Annotated in this window: 14 protein-coding genes; 6 read left to right on the top strand and 8 right to left on the bottom strand. The window is 40.4% G+C overall.

Features of this window, described 5'->3' with window-relative positions; all coding sequences use genetic code 11:
* Nucleotides 1–15: 15 nt before the first annotated feature.
* Genes B2727_RS17855 through msrB form a run of 3 tightly spaced genes read right to left on the bottom strand, consistent with a single transcriptional unit; the run spans nt 16 to nt 1,797 of the window.
* Nucleotides 16–864 (bottom strand): AraC family transcriptional regulator, encoded by an 849-nt coding sequence (locus B2727_RS17855; protein WP_201772398.1) that lies wholly within the window; start codon nt 862–864, stop codon nt 16–18.
* Between the two features lie 28 nt (nt 865–892).
* Nucleotides 893–1,381: a glutathione peroxidase gene (locus B2727_RS17850; protein WP_004653049.1), complete on the bottom strand. Its 489-nt coding sequence runs from the start codon at nt 1,379–1,381 to the stop codon at nt 893–895.
* Nucleotides 1,378–1,797 carry a peptide-methionine (R)-S-oxide reductase MsrB gene (gene msrB, locus B2727_RS17845; RefSeq protein WP_004653048.1) on the bottom strand — a complete coding sequence of 140 codons (420 nt, stop codon included), beginning with the start codon at nt 1,795–1,797 and terminating at the stop codon, nt 1,378–1,380. The genes B2727_RS17850 and msrB overlap by 4 nt, the downstream gene beginning before the upstream one ends.
* Nucleotides 1,798–2,037: 240 nt before the next feature.
* Here msrB and B2727_RS17840 point away from each other — a divergent pair, with 240 nt between their 5' ends.
* Nucleotides 2,038–3,468 (top strand): pyridoxal phosphate-dependent aminotransferase, encoded by a 1,431-nt coding sequence (locus B2727_RS17840; RefSeq protein ID WP_005202960.1) that lies wholly within the window; start codon nt 2,038–2,040, stop codon nt 3,466–3,468.
* Between the two features lie 40 nt (nt 3,469–3,508).
* Here the strand turns inward: B2727_RS17840 and B2727_RS17835 are convergent, their stop codons facing one another.
* On the bottom strand, nt 3,509–4,405 hold the full coding sequence (locus B2727_RS17835; RefSeq protein WP_033133353.1) for a tetratricopeptide repeat protein: 897 nt from the start codon (nt 4,403–4,405) through the stop codon (nt 3,509–3,511).
* Nucleotides 4,406–4,620: 215 nt separating this feature from the next.
* On the opposite strand from B2727_RS17835, the gene dnaE reads away from it, so the two are divergent.
* The 5 genes from dnaE to B2727_RS17810 all read left to right on the top strand — a co-directional run bounded on the left by dnaE (nt 4,621) and on the right by B2727_RS17810 (nt 13,000).
* The gene (gene dnaE, locus B2727_RS17830) at nt 4,621–8,184 is read left to right on the top strand and encodes a DNA polymerase III subunit alpha (protein ID WP_033133354.1); all 3,564 of its coding nucleotides are present in this window, start codon (nt 4,621–4,623) and stop codon (nt 8,182–8,184) included.
* A 13-nt stretch (nt 8,185–8,197) separates the two neighbouring features.
* A complete protein-coding gene (locus tag B2727_RS17825; RefSeq protein ID WP_033133355.1) occupies nt 8,198–9,037 on the top strand; it encodes an RNA methyltransferase in 840 nt (279 codons plus the stop codon).
* Complete coding sequence (gene cysE / locus B2727_RS17820; RefSeq protein ID WP_005202954.1) at nt 9,030–9,842, top strand: serine O-acetyltransferase; 813 nt, start codon at nt 9,030–9,032, stop codon at nt 9,840–9,842. Before B2727_RS17825 ends, cysE begins: the two co-directional genes overlap by 8 nt.
* A 113-nt stretch (nt 9,843–9,955) precedes the next feature.
* Nucleotides 9,956–10,855, top strand: coding sequence for an ABUW_2363 family tetratricopeptide repeat lipoprotein (locus tag B2727_RS17815; RefSeq protein ID WP_005202952.1), 900 nt, complete (start codon nt 9,956–9,958; stop codon nt 10,853–10,855).
* 126 nt (nt 10,856–10,981) lie between these two features.
* Nucleotides 10,982–13,000, top strand: coding sequence for an esterase/lipase family protein (locus tag B2727_RS17810; RefSeq protein WP_005202951.1), 2,019 nt, complete (start codon nt 10,982–10,984; stop codon nt 12,998–13,000).
* 48 nt (nt 13,001–13,048) lie between these two features.
* On the opposite strand, the gene ahpF is transcribed toward B2727_RS17810, so the two are convergent.
* The 4 genes from ahpF to B2727_RS17790 all read right to left on the bottom strand — a co-directional run bounded on the left by ahpF (nt 13,049) and on the right by B2727_RS17790 (nt 17,600).
* Entirely contained in the window at nt 13,049–14,614 is a 1,566-nt protein-coding gene (gene ahpF / locus B2727_RS17805) for an alkyl hydroperoxide reductase subunit F (protein WP_241345346.1), read from the bottom strand.
* A 127-nt stretch (nt 14,615–14,741) separates the two neighbouring features.
* Nucleotides 14,742–15,659 (bottom strand): hypothetical protein, encoded by a 918-nt coding sequence (locus tag B2727_RS17800; protein ID WP_005316248.1) that lies wholly within the window; start codon nt 15,657–15,659, stop codon nt 14,742–14,744.
* 27 nt (nt 15,660–15,686) lie between these two features.
* Nucleotides 15,687–16,811, bottom strand: a complete 1,125-nt coding sequence (locus tag B2727_RS17795; protein ID WP_033134101.1) for a toxic anion resistance protein — start codon at nt 16,809–16,811, stop codon at nt 15,687–15,689.
* A gap of 12 nt (nt 16,812–16,823) precedes the next feature.
* On the bottom strand, nt 16,824–17,600 hold the full coding sequence (locus B2727_RS17790) for a hypothetical protein (protein ID WP_033134073.1): 777 nt from the start codon (nt 17,598–17,600) through the stop codon (nt 16,824–16,826).
* Between the last annotated feature and the right edge of the window lie 44 nt (nt 17,601–17,644).

The following is a 17,644-nucleotide window of genomic DNA, read 5'->3' as shown; positions in this document are numbered from 1 at the left end:
ATAAAATTGCGTGGGCTAAGATTTTTTATAATATTGATTGGGTGTTATGCCAGTATATTGCTTAAAAACACGATGAAAATGACTTTGATCGCTAAAATCGAGTTCATATGCCAATCTTGCTAAATCACGATCAGGTTCTCTTAAACGCTGCCGAGCTTGGTTGACCTTATAGTTCAACTGATAAGCATGTGGGGTTAATCCAAAGTAATGTTTAAATAATCGTATTAATGCATAACGACTCATGTTCATCTTTTCGGAAAGCTCTCGCAGAGACAGATTCTCAATATTGTCTTTAAGGCATTCCAATAAGTCTGGAAGATACTGCTGAAAATAATGAGAGGAATGTATCTTTTCCCAATGAAAACTCGGTATTAGAATCTCTGTTAAGGTTTGAATTAAATACTGTTCTTTTTCGAGTACTGAAATTTGCTCGTTAAATAGTAGCCGATTCAAAACTGTAAATGCGTCGTAGGCTTTTACATCATGAGCAATGGTTGGTCTTAACTGAGGGAGATATATTGTTTGTCTGTCAGTTTCTAAAGCAATATCTTGGTGCAGTTCTTCAATCAAGGTGATTAACCAAGCAGCATCCAAATGCATCATCTGGTAACTCCATGCCTGATCAGGTAAAGGATTACAAGAATGTTCTACGTGCGCAGGAATAACCACCAAAGCCCCTGCCTGAATGACTTGCTCTTGTGCAAAAGTACTTGAAAAGCGGCTCTGTCCAATATCAACAGCACCAATTGAAAAGGTCGGATGGCTGTGGGATTTATAGCAAATTCGACTTTGACATGCCCTACGCGTTTCAACATAAGGCATGTCTGGATCACTCCAGAATTCAACAGTTGAGTCCAAAAGAATTCAAACCTCAACCAAAAACTTTGCTCATTTATTTCTTCGCCAATGCTTTTTCGATATCAGCTTCCAAAGCCTCTGGCTTAGTTGTTGGCGCATAACGCTCTAAAACCTCACCATTACGCCCCACCAAGAACTTAGTAAAGTTCCATTTGATATTTCGGCTCCCCAAAAGACCTTTTGCCTCACGAGTCAAATAACGAAAAATCACATGTGCTTCAGGTCCTTTCACATCCACCTTGGCAAACATGGGAAAACTGACCCCATAATTACGCTGGCAATATGCGCCAATTTCCTTATTTGTCCCTGGATCTTGTCCTCCAAATTGATTGCATGGAAATCCTAAAACTTCTAAGCCTTGAGCATTATATTTTTCATAAAGTTTCTCAAGTCCCGCAAACTGCGGAGTAAAACCACACTTACTTGCAGTGTTTACAATCAGCATGACCTTGCCTTTATAATCAGCGAGCGCTTTTGTTTCTCCCTCTAACAATTCAGCTTCAAACTGATAAATGTTACTCATGGATACGTTTCCTCGTCGTTCTTTTCTTCTGTTTTAAGTTGTAATGATGCCGAATTCACACAATAACGCAGTCCTGTCGGCTGTGGACCATCCTCAAACACATGGCCCAAATGTGCATCGCAATCATGGCAGACAATTTCTGTTCTGACCATACCGTGTGATAAATCTTCATGTTCTTCGATTGCAACACTGTCAATAGGTCTAAAAAAGCTCGGCCAACCACAACCACTATCGTATTTTGTTTCTGAAGAAAACAATTCCGCACCGCAACAACGGCAAACATACGTACCATGTTGTTTATTGTTCCAATATTGTCCAGTAAATGCGGGTTCTGTGCCCTTTTGACGAGTTATGCGGTATTCTTCAGGTGATAATTCTCTTTGCCATTCCCGGTCTGTTTTATTCACTTTTCCCATAACCTGCACCTTTTATTCTGATGTTAGAACTATCTTAATGATCAGGTTTTATATTTACGCCATTCAAAAAAAAAACTCTAGTCTCAGATCGTATAATTTGGTGAAATTTAAGCAATAAAATCAACAAAAGCAAAAAGAAAGCAAATTAAATCCATATGGTAAGCAATTTTTAACAATATTATCTTTTGCGTAAGCAAATATGGTGTTATTCTAATTTCGCACGGTTGTATAGGACAAACAATGTCTCAGAAAAAAAGTGTGGTTTTCCAAAATCTATTACCAACCATCAGACAATATCAACAATCAGGTTTCACCCATGAAAAAATTGTTGAATTGCTGAGAGATCAACACGATCTAAATTTGGTAAGTGTTGAAACCTTTAAAAGTTATTTATACCGATATGCAAAAGTGAATCCAGCTATGTCAAAAAATACTGTTGTTCCCCAGTCTAATCAATCAAGCCGAGAAATTAAAAAATCATCTAAGCTTGAGCATGTTTGTTACGACATCCGTGGACCAGTATTACGCGCCGCCAATGAAATGGAGGAGCAAGGACATAAGATCATCAAGCTGAATATCGGCAACCCTGCACCTTTTGGTTTTGAAGCCCCTCAAGAAATTATTAACGATGTTGCATTAAACCTTCCAAATGCAATTGGCTATACCGACTCAAAAGGGATTTTCCCTGCACGTAAAGCCATCTGCCAGTATTACCAACAGAAAGGCATTTTTGATATGCATGTCAATGATGTGTATGTCGGTAATGGTGTTTCTGAACTGATCGTGATGGCGATGCAAGGTCTGCTTGATGACGGTGATGAAATGCTGGTACCTATGCCAGACTATCCATTATGGACAGCAGCAGTGAATCTTTCTGGTGGCACTGCAATTCACTATAAATGTGATTCTGAAAACTACTGGTATCCTGACATTGCGGATATGGAAAGTAAAATCACACCGAACACCCGTGGTATCGTGATTATCAATCCGAACAACCCTACGGGTTCTGTCTATCCACGTCATGTGTTAGAGCAAATTGTTGCGCTAGCGAAAAAACATGACCTGATTTTATTTGCTGATGAAATCTACGACAAAATCGTTTATGACGGCATTGAGCATGTAGCGGTTGCGGCTTTAGCTGGCGATCAACTGTGTATTTCATTCAATGGTTTATCAAAAGCATATCGTATCGCAGGTTATCGTGCAGGATGGATGGCAATCACGGGTAATAAAGCACGTGCTGCAGACTATATTGAAGGCTTAGATATGCTGGCTTCAATGCGCTTATGTGCCAACCACCAAGCGCAATATGCAATTCAAACAGCCTTAGGCGGTTATCAGTCGATTAATGACTTGATTCGACCAGGTGGTCGTTTATACGAACAACGTAATATTGCGTGGGAAATGCTGAATGAGATCCCAGGTGTGAGTTGTGTTAAACCTGATGGCGCAATGTATTGCTTCCCAAAACTCGACCCAACAATTTATCCAATTGAAGATGATGAAAAATTAATGTTGGATTTATTAAGAGCAGAGAAAGTTCTCTTGGTACAAGGCACAGGGTTTAATTGGCCAACACCAGATCACTTCCGTGTGGTGTTCTTACCTGCTGAAAATGAACTACGTGAAGCGATCAATCGCTTGAGTCGCTTCTTAGCCAAGATGCGTTAATAAAAAAAAGCCCCCATTAAATTTTGGGGGCTTTTTTTATTTAAGAATCAGAATCCTGTAACTCATCCCACTGCGCTTCATATTCTTTCGATTTTTTTAGGTTTTTAGTCAAACCATAACCACCTTTTTCATATAACCGAGCCAAATCCAGTAAGGCTTCGTCCTCACCTTGTGCCACTGCGAGCTCATAAAACTCTGCTGCTTTTTTATAATTCTTTGCAACACCTTTGGCCTCTTCATGGATATACGCAATATTAGAAGAACCCAAACCATTTCCTGCACCAGAAGCCAAACTAAATAAACGTAAAGCTTCTTTATAGTCTTGTTTTAATCCAGCCTTGCCTTCTAAATAAAAAATACCTAAGTTATTAATGGCAGAAGACTCTTCTTGTTTCGCAGCTAACTGATAATAATGCAGTGCTTTTTTGAGATCTTGTGGCACACCTTCCTCACCATCATTGTATAAATGACCGAGTTCAGCTTGCGCCATATCCAAACCAGCATCAGCTGACTTGGTCATCCACTCCACTCCTTTTTTGGTATTTACACTCACACCATCATCACCATAGAGATACAAATAACCTAAATAGTATTGCGCATAGAGCTGACCCTTTTGTGCCGCTTGGGTGTACCATTTCAAAGCAGTTGGATTATCTTCTTCTGTACCTTCGCCATAATCATACATATAGCCAACTGAAAAAATCGCATCTGCATTGCCTTTTGCTGCCGCTTTTTTAAACCATTCCAGTGCTTTACCAAAATCTTGATCAATCTCGTTTCCATAATAATAAGCATCACCTAAATTGTTCTGTGCCGTCGCATCCCCCGCTTTCGCTTGTTGTACGAGTTCTTGGCTAAAGGACACATCATCCGCATGACTGAAGGTAAATAAACTACTAGTCAATAATATTGAAAATACGATGTTTTTTAATTTCATTATTTCGCTCACATTGCTACATTTTTATTCGATTACATTCTAGCGGTAAAACACTTTGTGTAAATAGGTATTTATATCTACTGAAAAATCAAAAACTAATTTTTAATATTTTATAAAAATAACAAAGCAAACACACGGTTTGCCAAAATATTAAGCATGTCATTTTCGGTTTGCATGCTAAACTATGCGTTGCTTTAAAAAAGGATAGTCCTTCTATGCGGTTTGTTCATCTCGGTATCCACACAGAATTTTCGATCACGGAATCGATTGTTCGCATACCTGATTTGGTCAAGGCTGCCGTAACAAACGAAATGCCCGCACTGGCATTGACTGACTTATCCAATCTACATGCTGCAGTCAAATTTTATGAATCCTGTTTAAAAAAAGGGATTAAGCCTATTCTAGGCAGTGTCATTCGCTTAAATGATGCTGAACATCGTGCAACCTTATTGGCCATGAATAGTACAGGTTGGCGTAATCTGACTGAAATCGTGTCACGCGGTTTTATTGAAGGCCAGCAACTCAGTCTCCCTTGTGTACAAAAAGAATGGGTGCTTGAACAAGCTGAAGATCTAATTGTCTTACTGGGCCAACACAGTGATGTTGGTAAAATGCTCTGCTCTTCCAATCCACAAAAAGCAGAACCTTTATTAGAAGCATGGATTGAAAAGTTTGGAAATCGTGTCTATTTAGCTTTAACACGGACTGAACGTGTTGGTGAAGAAGATTTTATTCAACAAGCAGTTAAGCTCGCTGCCAAATATCAAATTGGTGTGGTCGCACATAATGATGTGCACTTTGTTAAACAAGATGATTTTGAAGCACATGAAGCTCGTGTTTGTATCGCCGACGGCTATGTTTTAGGTGATGATAAACGTCCTAAAAACTATAGTACTGAGCAGTATTTCAAAACTGGCGAGCAAATGTCTGAGCTATTCTCAGATATTCCAAGTGCGATTGAAAATACCTACCATATTGCAAGACGTTGTAATGTTGCATTGCAACTGGGTACTTATTTCTTACCTGACTTCCCGATTCCAGATGGCTATACCATCGACACCTATTTTGAACATTTGTCTCGTGAAGGTTTAGAGGAGCGTTTAAATCATCTTTATCCGATTGCTGAACGTGATGAGGATTGGGCTGAGATTCGGAAGCCTTATGATGAACGAATCAAATACGAAGTTGATATCATTCTTAAGATGGGATTTCCTGGCTACTTCCTGATCGTCATGGACTTTATTCAGTGGGCCAAAAATAATGGCGTCCCTGTAGGTCCTGGTCGTGGTTCGGGTGCTGGTTCATTGGTTGCCTACAGTTTAAAAATTACCGACCTTGATCCATTACGATATGATTTGCTATTTGAACGTTTCTTAAACCCAGAACGTGTTTCGATGCCCGATTTCGACGTCGATTTCTGTATTGCTGGCCGTGACCGTGTGATTGAATATGTGGCCCAAAACTATGGCCGCCAAGCAGTATCACAGATTGCGACCTTCGGTACCATGGCAGCAAAAGGTGCGATTCGAGATGTAGCACGTGTCCTTGGTAAGTCTTATGGTCTTGCTGACCGTATTTCAAAAATGATTCCAACAAAACCGCTGGGTGTCGATTTGGTCACAGCGATTGACATGGAGCCGCAGCTTAAAGATATCGTCACCAACCCATCCAACCCTGACAATGATGATGCTGCTGAAATCTGGGAAATGGCACTCAAACTTGAAGGTATTACCCGTAATACAGGTAAACATGCGGGTGGTGTCGTTATTGCGCCAGGTAAAATTACCGATTACTCCGCGGTACTGTGTGATTCAGATGGTACTAACCGTGTCGCACAATACGATAAAGATGACGTAGAAGCAGCAGGTCTGGTAAAGTTTGACTTCTTGGGTTTACGTAACCTGACCGTGATTGAAGATGCGGTTCAAAATATTAATAAAAGAATCAAGGCTGAAATACCACTTAATATTGCCGATGTCCCACTGGATGACAAAGATGCCTATCTGGTCTTTGCCAATGCAAATACCACAGCGGTATTCCAGTTTGAATCCGTCGGCATGAAAAAAATGCTGAAGGAAGCAAGACCAAGCAAATTTGAAGAAATTATTGCTTTCGTATCCTTATATCGACCAGGTCCTATGGATCTTATTCCTGACTTTATCCACCGTATGCATGGTGGTGAGTTTGAATATCTACATCCTTTATTGGAAGGTGTGTTAGAACCGACCTACGGGATTATGGTTTACCAAGAACAGGTAATGCAGGCTGCACAGTTCTGTGCAGGTTATACCCTTGGCGGCGCGGATTTACTTCGTCGAGCTATGGGTAAAAAGAAACCTGAAGAAATGGTGAAACAACGCCAAATCTTTATTGAAGGTGCATCGAAAAAAGATATTGATGAAGCAACTGCTAACCATATTTTCGACTATATGGAAAAATTCGCAGGTTATGGTTTTAACAAATCACATGCCGCTGCCTATGCCCTAGTTGCCTATCATACGGCTTGGTTAAAAGCACATTACCCTGCTGAGTTTATGGCGGCGGTTTTATCATCGGAAATGCAGAATACGGACAGTATCGTCTTCTTGATTGACGACTGCCGCAATAACAAGTTGGAAGTACTTCCACCTTCCGTGAATATGTCTTTATATCACTTCCATGCTAGCGATGAGCAAACCATTGTGTATGGTTTAGGTGCGATCAAAGGTGTAGGTGAACAGGCAATGCAATCGGTCATCGATTCACGAATTAATGAAGGTCCATATAAAGATCTATTTGATTTCTGTCATCGTATTGATCTGAAAAAAATCAATAAGCGTACCTTAGAAGCTTTGATTCGTGCAGGTGCGCTGGATTGTCTTGGTATTGAACGCTCAAGTTTAATGGCTCAATTACCTGAAGCAGTCCAAGCAGCTGATCAAGCTCGAAGTAATCGTGAAACAGGTATCATGGACTTGTTTGGTGAAGTTGAAGAAGTTCAGCGTAAACCAGCCAAACCCGTGAAACCTTGGTCAGATGAGGTTCGTCTTAAAGGCGAAAAAGACACACTGGGGCTCTACCTTACAGGTCACCCGATTGATGTCTATCGTCCTGAATTAAAATCATTCATTTCTGCCAAACTGAATGAACTCACTCCGACACGTCGCGGTGTGACTACTGTTTTTGCAGGTTTAGTGGTTGATATTGCCAACTTCCCAAACCGCATCATGATCACACTCGATGATGGTACAGCACGTGTTGAAATTAGCTGTAACCATGAGCGTTTCCAACGCTACAAAGATATTGTTCGTTTAGAACAGGTTGTGGTGATTGAGGGTGAAATTTACGAGCGTGAAGGCTTTGATCGCCCGATGGCACGACTAAGTAAAGCTTTTAATTTGAATGAAATTCGCCAAAAACGAGCGCAAAGCATTCAAATTCGCCTCCCTCAAGATTTGATGACCAAATCTTTGGCCAAGGATCTACAGGCGATCCTATTACCTTATTGTAATATCGATATGTGTCAGCATATTGGTCTGCAAATCCTGCTTGAACAAAGCTTCGCAACTGCTGAATTACATTTAGGTGCACAATGGAAAGTTGTGCCATTAGATGAATTACTTGGAAAATTACGCGATTATTTTGGCAAAGAAACCATTTTCATCGAATACCAAGTGAAATCGAAGGCTGCAAAAGCAGCTGAGGCACCTAAAGTTGCAACGGTAGCTCCTCCACCAGACAATATGTCAATGGATGAAGCACTGGATCTTTATCAAGCTGAAGTCTCTCAATACTCTTAATTTTGGATAATATATGAACCTGTTTGACTCAAACAACGTGTCCAAACATTTGGATCATGTGCGTATTGTTATGGTCAATACCACCCTACCAGCCAATATTGGTAGTGCTTTACGCGCAATGAAAACCATGGGTTTATCAAAACTTGTACTCGTCGCACCAAAGACCTATCCACATTCGGATATTGATGCACTGGCAGCAGGTGCGCAAGATTTAATTGAACAAATTGAAATTGTTGAAACTTTGGAACAAGCCATTCAAGATTGTCATATGGTGTTTGGGACCAGTGCACGTAGTCGCACGATTCCATGGCCATTGCTAGATGTTCGACCTGCTGCAAAAGAAGCATTAGATGCTGCAACCAAACAACAAAATATTGCAATTGTGTTTGGGCGTGAAGATCGTGGACTCACCAATGAAGAATTAGCCCTAGCCAATTATCACTTAACCATTCCAGTAAACCCTGAATATGGCGTACTCAATGTCGCGCAAGCGATTCAAGTGGTTTGCTATGAGTTAAGAATGGCTGCGCTTGAACAAAATACTCAGGTTCAAGACAAGTCAGATGACCACATGCAACTGAAGCAACAACAAAGCATGGAATGGGATGAACCATTGGTTACACAACAACAAATGGAACAGTTTTATCCTCATTTAGAAAAAATGTTGACTGAAATTGAGTTTTTAGATCCAAATAATCCCCGTTTACTCCCATTACGCTTGCGTCGTCTATTCGGAAGGATACAATTAGATCGTATGGAGTATCATTTATTACGTGGAATCTTTAGCCGCGTACAGGCATTAGCCCAAGGTTCATGGAAAAAGACCAATACGGAGGATCATAATCATGATTAAACAGCTAAAAGAAGATATCGAAGCTGTATTTGCGCGTGATCCTGCGGCCCGCAATACATTAGAAGTCCTGACCACCTATCCAGGTATCCATGCACTGATTATGCATCGCATGGCGCATGAGCTCTGGAAAAAAGAATATAAAGGTACCGCCCGCCTACTTTCTTCTTTTAGCCGCTTTGCCACTGGTATTGAAATTCATCCTGGCGCAAAAATCGGTAAGCGTTTTTTTATCGATCACGGCATGGGTGTAGTGATTGGTGAAACAGCTGAGATTGGTGATGATGTAACGCTTTATCATAGTGTCACCTTAGGTGGAACTACATGGAATAAAGGCAAACGTCATCCAACACTTGAAGATGGTGTGGTTGTTGGTGCTGGTGCAAAAATCTTGGGACCGTTTACAGTACATAAAGGTGCCAAAGTCGGCTCAAATGCAGTTGTAACCAAAGAAGTACCTGCTGGTGTAACTGCTGTTGGTAACCCTGCCCGTTATATTTTCAAAGACAAAAGTCAAATCGAACAAGATGAAGTCAATCGCCGTGACTACGCGGAAAGTATTGGTTTCGAACCTTATGCGACAACACAAGATCAGTCTGATCCTATTTTAGAAGGCATGCGCGTTTTACTCGATCGTATGCAAAAAAATGAAAAACGCATGAACGTACTTTGCCAACGTCTGTCTGAACTTGACCCGAGCTTCACCTCGCAAAGTTCAAAAACTCAACCATTGAGTAAAGAAGAACTTAAAATTATTGAAGAAGTTAGACGTGAGTGCGAAGCACAGAACAAAACTTCGGCAACCTAGTCAAATATATAAAAAATGTAACAAGCTTCTCATTGCAAGTTGGTTTTGCTTTTCCTAGACTGGTGAAACCAACGATCTACTTCTCATTTAACTAAAATTAATGGATGTAAAGCATGAATTTTAAGCCTTTGGCATTACTTGTACTTTCAACTTCTTTTTTGACGGCCTGTGGCGTTGCCCCTGTTAAAAAAGAGAAGGTTGCTGAACCCTTTGTGTTTAAGGAACCAGACCCAACTCCTCCATTCTATGCTTTAAATCCAACCAAGTATGATGCCCCACCAAGCTTTGAAGTTGCGATCAAAGATGCTGCGGCTCAGCCTGTCACGAAAATGGTCGTGTCATTACAAAATGATCCATCAAAATCAACAACATTGGATATCAACAAGCTCATTATCCCAACCATTGACAACAAACAACGCAACATGAAATATGCGGTTCTTGCTGGTGAGAATGAAATTGATGTCACTGAAATCGATGACTTTTTACAATTAGTTGAAGGTAAAGCACGTCACTATCCACCTCGTTTCCCAGAACGTCAAGAACGTAAGGGCTATGAAGTCAAGTTAAAAGAAACCACGCAGAAACTAGATGCTTTAGCCGAAAAGCCAAATGCTTCTTTAGATATCTTGACTCGTGCGTTTAAAGCAAGCGTGATGGCACGTAACTTAGACTTAGGTACATCTTATACTTCAAAGTCATTAACTTATGCGCAACGTATTCTCGCGATCAGCCCGAATGATCCTGAAACCAACTTCTGGTTCGGTTTTGGCTTATCAGAAGGTGGTGGTCAACGTGAGGCTATTCCATATTTAGACAAAGCAATGAAAGGTGGCGTCCAAGAAGCTTATCTTTCTGCTGCCAACAACTATTTATGGTTAGAGCAAAAGAAAAATGCGCTTCAAACCTTGAAAAACTATAAAATCAACTATCCTGACGAAGCAGAAGTGACTGATCGTTTGATCAAAGAAGTTGAAGCCGGAAAACGCTGGAATGTGTGGCAAGTTCTGAACTAATTGAGCTTGTAGAATCGCATTACAAAAATAGACTGCTGTGTGCAGTCTATTTTTTTATCTATGATTGAAAAAACATTCGATTTTCGTATTATAGCTACAATCTTCCAGCGAAATTGCTGACATACCATGCTAGCATTTACACCGAATAAGCGTCTATTTTTTATCTCTCTCCTAAGCACCGTCGTGATGAGTGGCTGCCAAGTTGTCAGTATCAAACAACAAGCTCTCAATGTGACGATTGCCAACGAACGTAACAGCATTCTTACGCAAAAAAAACTCAGTGAAGCCAGCCTCAATGTCTTGTCGATGTCGGGCAAAGAAGCCAAAGTGTGTATGCAAACACCAAATGAGTGCATTGCAGATCTACACAAAATTCCGCAAATCCAGGATGAGCAACTTTTATCTACAGCGAGCGAACTCTATCTCTCAAAAGCGCTGAGTCTGTCCGACGCGTCCGAATGTAAAATCAGTAAACTGACAAAACACAAACCTGAGGAAGAACAGAAAGCCATACAAAAGACCTATGAGCAATGCTTAGATCAAGAGCTTGAAGCTTTAGATAAAAGCATCCGTTATAGCTATGCATATTTGTTCAAAACGACACGACAACCGCAAGAACGCATTTTTGATAACCGTCAGGTCCAGATTCGAGACTTTTACAACCAAGCTTTAACCAAATTGGTGAATGTGCATAGTTTAAGAAATCCGTCTAAAACCATTAGCCCTACCATTCAAATTGGCAAAAGCACCTATACGATAGACATTCAATCCTATCAACGCTTACAAAATATGAAGCTGGAGAAATTTATTTCCAGCTATAACATGAACTTTTCGGGCTTACGAGCCATTAACCGCCGTGATGGTTTCGGTTCAGATTTCGTGGCCGTGTTTCCTTCAACGGATGCAGCCCATGGCGAAAATAAATATATTCTTGATCCATTAAGTTATAGCTATCCAAATGGAATTAACCCTAATATTCATAAAGCACGTTATTTAGCCGCAACCATTATTGCGCAACCCAAGAATGCAGCCGCAACCATTAATGATGTTTTAAATAATCCAAACTTTGAAGTAAAGGTTTATGACCCTTATAGCGTAGAGAAAGTCAGTATTGCAGGTAAAGAATATTCGCTTGCAGCCAATTTCTCTGCACCTTATGGACTCTGGTTAGCTGAGAATAATTTAGGTGCAGCGGCTTATTTAACTTTAATTGATCGTGATCAGCATCTGACCATGCCACATCTCTATATGCTGGAACCCTATAATCCGAACAAGAAAGTGATTGTATTGGTGCATGGTCTTGCCAGCAGCCCTGAGGCATGGATTGCGGTCACTAATGATATTATGGGTGATGCGGTACTACGTGAACACTATCAAGTTTGGCAAGTGTTTTATTCAACCAATATGCCGATTCTGGAAAGCCGTTTTCAAATTTATGCCTTATTAAAACAAGCCTTTGGCTCACTCAACAATAAAGATGCTGCAGCACAAGATGCAGTTTTAATTGGGCATAGTATGGGAGGCATTATCAGCCGACTCTTGGTGAGCAATGCTGATATTTCTAAACAGGCACTCACCATGATGAGTAGCCGTCAACAAACGCGTTTACGCAAGCATCCTGTGATTGGTGAACGGCTTAAAATGGAACCGATTACTAATTTTGATCGTGCCATTTTCTTGGCTGCTCCACATAAAGGAACTGACTTTGCTGATCGCTGGTTTACACTAGCAGCACGTAAAATCATCAAACTCCCTGCAACCTTCTTGACCACTTTGGCAGATACACTCACCAGTGATGATATGGATTTAAAAGAATTCGTTAAAACCCTGACCAATGATGTAATTCAAAATGGGCCAAGTGATCTCAGTAAAAAATCCAAATTTATGGAATTAACCGCCTCTATTCCGCCTGAAAATGGACTGGTTTTTCACTCGATTATGGGCAACATTACCAAGAGTGATGATCCAAATGTCATTACAGACGGGATTGTTCCTTATAAGAGTGCACATTTAGATGGTGCTGTTTCCGAGAAGATTTTCACGGGCGGCCATTCAATTCAAGAGACCCCAGAAGCAGTTCTAGAATTACGTCGTATCTTGCGTGAACACCTTGTCGATCACGGTTTATATAAACCGAAGAACTAAACACAATAAAAAAGCCCCAAATAATTGGGGCTTTTTTTAAGCGATTACTTACACACCAGAACGAATCATATAATCAAAGGCAGACAGTGATGCTTTCGCGCCTTCACCTGTGGCAATGATGATTTGCTTGTACGGTACTGTCGTACAGTCACCTGCGGCAAAGACACCTTTGACATTGGTTTCGTTGCGATCATTAATCACAATCTCGCCACGGTTGCTGAGTTCAACTGCGCTGTTCTTTAAGAAATCCGTGTTTGGCAATAAACCAATTTGTACGAAGATCCCTGCAAGTTCAACTGTGTGTTCAACATCAGTAGCGCGATCTTTGTATTTCAATGCCGTTACCTGAGCACCATCACCAACCACTTCAGTACTTAAGGCATTCATGATCACAGTGGTATTTGGTAAGCTGTTTAATTTGTCTTGCAGTACTTGGTCTGCACGAAGTTTGGTATCAAACTCAACCAAAGTCACATGCTCAACAATCCCTGCAAGGTCAATCGCTGCTTCAACACCTGAGTTACCTCCACCAATCACCGCAACACGTTTGCCTTTGAATAATGGACCATCACAGTGTGGGCAGTACGCTACACCACGAGTACGGTATTCAGCTTCGCCCGGTACATTCATTTCTCTCCAACGTGCACCTGTAGACAGGATGATGGTTTTCGATTCAAGTTTGGCACCATTCTCCAGTTCAACCTCAACCAGACCATTGGCCGTTTGATCTGCACCAGTGATCTTGCTGACACGTTGCAAGTTCATGATGTCGACACCGTATTCACGGACATGGGCTTCCATGTCTTGAGCGAACTGAGGACCTACGGTTTTTTGAACAGTGGTAAAGTTCTCAATGTCCATGGTATCCATCACCTGACCACCAAAGCGTTCAGCCACGATACCCGTTTTGATGCCTTTACGTGCCGCATAGATCGCCGCTGTACCTCCAGCAGGACCGCCACCAATCACCAACACATCAAATGCATCTTTGGCATTGATTGCGGCTGCATCTTTCTCAGCTGAATTGCTATCCAATTTCGCTAAGATTTCTTCCAAAGTCATACGACCTTGACCAATATGCTGATTGTCTTGGAACACCATTGGCACCGCCAAGATTTTGCGTTCTTCAACTTCGTCTTGGAAGAAAGCACCATCAATCATGGTTGCTGTAGTATTTGGATTGTTAATCGCAATCAAGTTTAAAGCTTGAACCACATCTGGACAGTTATGGCAGCTCAACGATACAAACACATCAAAGTTGGCAGTCAAGTTTAAGCCTTTGATCTGAGTGAGTACTTCATCAGAGACTTTAGGTGCATAACCCGATACTTGTAATAATGCCAAGATCAAAGAAGTAAACTCATGTCCCATCGGTAAGCCAGCAAAGAACACACGTGGTTGTTCACCTGCTTTGGCCACACCGAAACTAGGACGGCGAGCATTTGAACCGTCAAAACGCGCCGTTACTTGGTCAGAAAGTTCAGCAATTTCAGTCACGAGTTCTTTAATTTTTTCTGCTTTGTCGGAGTCATCTAAAGCGGCAACCAACTCGATTGGACTTTCTAAACGTTCTAAGTAAGCTTTTAATTGAGTTTTAATATTTTGATCTAACATGTATTTCTCCAAACGCTAAGACTTTTAAATCAGCTAAATTCATTCAATGAGGCTATAGTACGCAAAAGTAATGAATAGGTAAAACAGTATGTTTTTATGAGTTTGATCGGATAAACCGAACTTAAAATTAAGAGACATCCAATTTTTGACCAATCCGCACACGACGATTTTTCAAATGTTTGGCGAGCACATATAAAATTGTGCTTAAAGCAACAGCCAATACAATCAAGCCCCATAAAATGACATTCACAATCTGAGAAATACGTTCGGCTTGCTGTGCGCGCAGGTCTAAGGGCTGCGTGATTGAGGTAATACTCTTACCGTATAGTTGCTGCTGCATGACCCACAGCTGTTCAGGTTTAAAGTCATATGCTTTAAATTGAGTTGGATTGGTTTTCTCTGCACTAATTAATTGATTCACATAGACATTAGCGGTCTTTCGATCGACAGGTTGATGCAATAAGGCCACTTGCGCCAAGACATAAGCTTTTTCAGTCGAAGAAATATTGGCCTGCTGTAAATCTTGAGCAATCTGACTTTCAACAATATTGTTTTGATAGCTCATCCATTGTTGATAAGCCTGCTTAGTTTCATCTTTCCAGTCATACTGGATGTAGGTCAGACCTGACCAAAGCAAAATAAAAGAAATCACCCACGCCAGAATACGCTGTGTCCATGCTTGAAAACGTTGCTGAAAAAATTTAAATTTCTTGGCCCAACTAAGCAGTAAAAAAGCGCCAATAAATGAGACAAAAAGTTTGAGAAACAGCCAGCCGAACCATGATAATAAATTAAAAAGATAATCGACGGGTTGCTTAAAAGGAACAAGATCCTGTACATGATAAGGTAAATCTAAAGCCTGCACATGTACAGAAAGATCAAAGAAACGATAGATAAATTCTTTTTGCAAAAACAGACCAGCGATTGTAACAACAACGAATGTACTGGTCAGAAAAAACCAGATCATTAAATTGCGTTGACGTTTTTTTAAAACATCTAAACGCTGGTCAATCGGTTGTACACTAAAATCTTCTATGGGTGACAATGATCTTTCCTTCAAAAATTAGCAATATCAAGATTTAGGTGGTTGGCTATTTTCAAGCACCAGATGATTCAAATTTTCTTGCAAAGCACGCAAACGGGTTGTCGCTTCGGCACGCTTTTGCATCCCTTCTTTCTGAATCTGAATCACATCATTTACTGTTTTAATGAGGGTGTTTTGTACATGTTCAAGGGTTTCAACATCGATCACGGAACGCTGATTGGCTTTAGCCGTATCAACTGAGTTTTGATGCAATAACTCAGCATTACGACGTAATAATTCATTGGTAGTATCATCAATGGCCTTGGCAAGTTGGACGCTATTCTTTTGCTCTTGCAACGAAATTGCCAAACTAATTTGATTTTTCCAAGCTGGTAATGTGATGTTTTTAATCGCGTAAAATTTGTCTACCAACATCAAGTTATTCGACTGGATAATCCGAATCATCGGCAAAGTCTGCATCGCAGACTGCTGTAAAACATGAAGATCACTGACTCGTTTTTCAAGATTATTTGCCACATGATTGAGATCATAAATCTGCTGAGTGGTCTGTTGATCTTGTTCCTGACTTGTCAGAATCGTGATTTGCTGTTGAATATCCTGCTGCTTCAACTGACCCGCTGCAATATAAACACCTAGTTGCTTATATTCATCTTGAACCGCATCAAACATTTTATCCAATGTCCCAACACGTGCTTTCAAACCTGATTGTGAGCTTTCAATTTCTTTGACCAATACATCAATCTGCTCTTTGGTGGTATTAAAATGCTGATCAAAATTTTGTTTAGCATTCTTGAACTTACTCAATAAGCCACCAAAAAAACCTGAACTTTTAGATTTATTTAAAATACTTGAAGTATTTAACTGCTGAGCGACTTGCACCACTTCATTGAGTTTTTGTCCAGTTGCATCAAGGTCTTTGTTCTGTACCAGATTCAACAACTCATCGGTATAGGTTGAGGTTTTATTGGCAATATTTTTGCCATATTCTGCAACAGCAGTGGTACTGATATCGGCCAGTTCTTTATGCGCATCCATCACTTCAGCAAAATCTTGAGGTTGTAGGCCTAAGTCTTTTAAGTTCAACTGCTCAAAACGCTGCTCTGGCTTAATTTCAAGCTCATGAGATACCTTACTCAGTTCTGAATCTGACATCATATTTCCCTCTTATTTCTGTAATGATTTTTTCAAATTTTGGATTAAATCTTCGCGGCTTTTATCCAACTGTTCAATCGTCGCAGTCGAATTGGATTCCCGACTTTGCTTTAAATGATATTGCCATGCTGGAATTAAAACCTGTTGTGCCTCTTTAAAACGATCAAGCAAGCTAAAAGATAAATGCTGTGAAAGCTGCATCTGTTTGATTGCAATATCATTACTGGTCTGTAATGTTTGTAAAGTATTTACCTTTTTAGATAAGCGCTCCACAAAATGATCCAGCACTTGCTGCTTACTAAACTGAGGATACTCAATCAAGAATTGATCGGCTGCCTGAATATAAGCAGCCATCTGCTCTCTTAAACCCAATACCTGCTGTAAACGCGATTGTGATTTTTGGATTTCAATCTGCAAACGTTGACTCAAATAATTCGCTTCATTAATCAAACGATCTAAATCTTTAACATATTTCACTTGCCCAGCATCATATTCAATATCAATGCCCAACCATTTTTGCAGTGCATTAAAACGGCGTGTGCCTAAAAACTTTTTGGATAAAGACAACTGCTGAATAATCTGAGTGATCACTTCGCTAAGCTGCTGATTTAACTTAGGATCGACACCATTCAGCAAGACGCTTTGAGCTTGAACCAAATGATCTGCATAATGACTTAAACGATGCGGATCGTTCAATAAAGGTAATAAATCATTACGCTTGATCGCTAAAATATGTTCTTGATTTGATTCAATTTGCGATAAAGGTGTTAAGTCGAGCGGTAGCGTCATATCAATAGAAAATCGTGAGTACAAATAAATTTGAACAGCTTAGT

It is taken from the genome of Acinetobacter sp. UBA991, from assembly GCF_002292065.1.
Lineage (GTDB): Bacteria > Pseudomonadota > Gammaproteobacteria > Pseudomonadales > Moraxellaceae > Acinetobacter > Acinetobacter higginsii.
The sequence above is the reverse complement of the archived record's forward strand: the minus strand, read 5'-3'. Positions and strand labels throughout refer to the sequence as shown.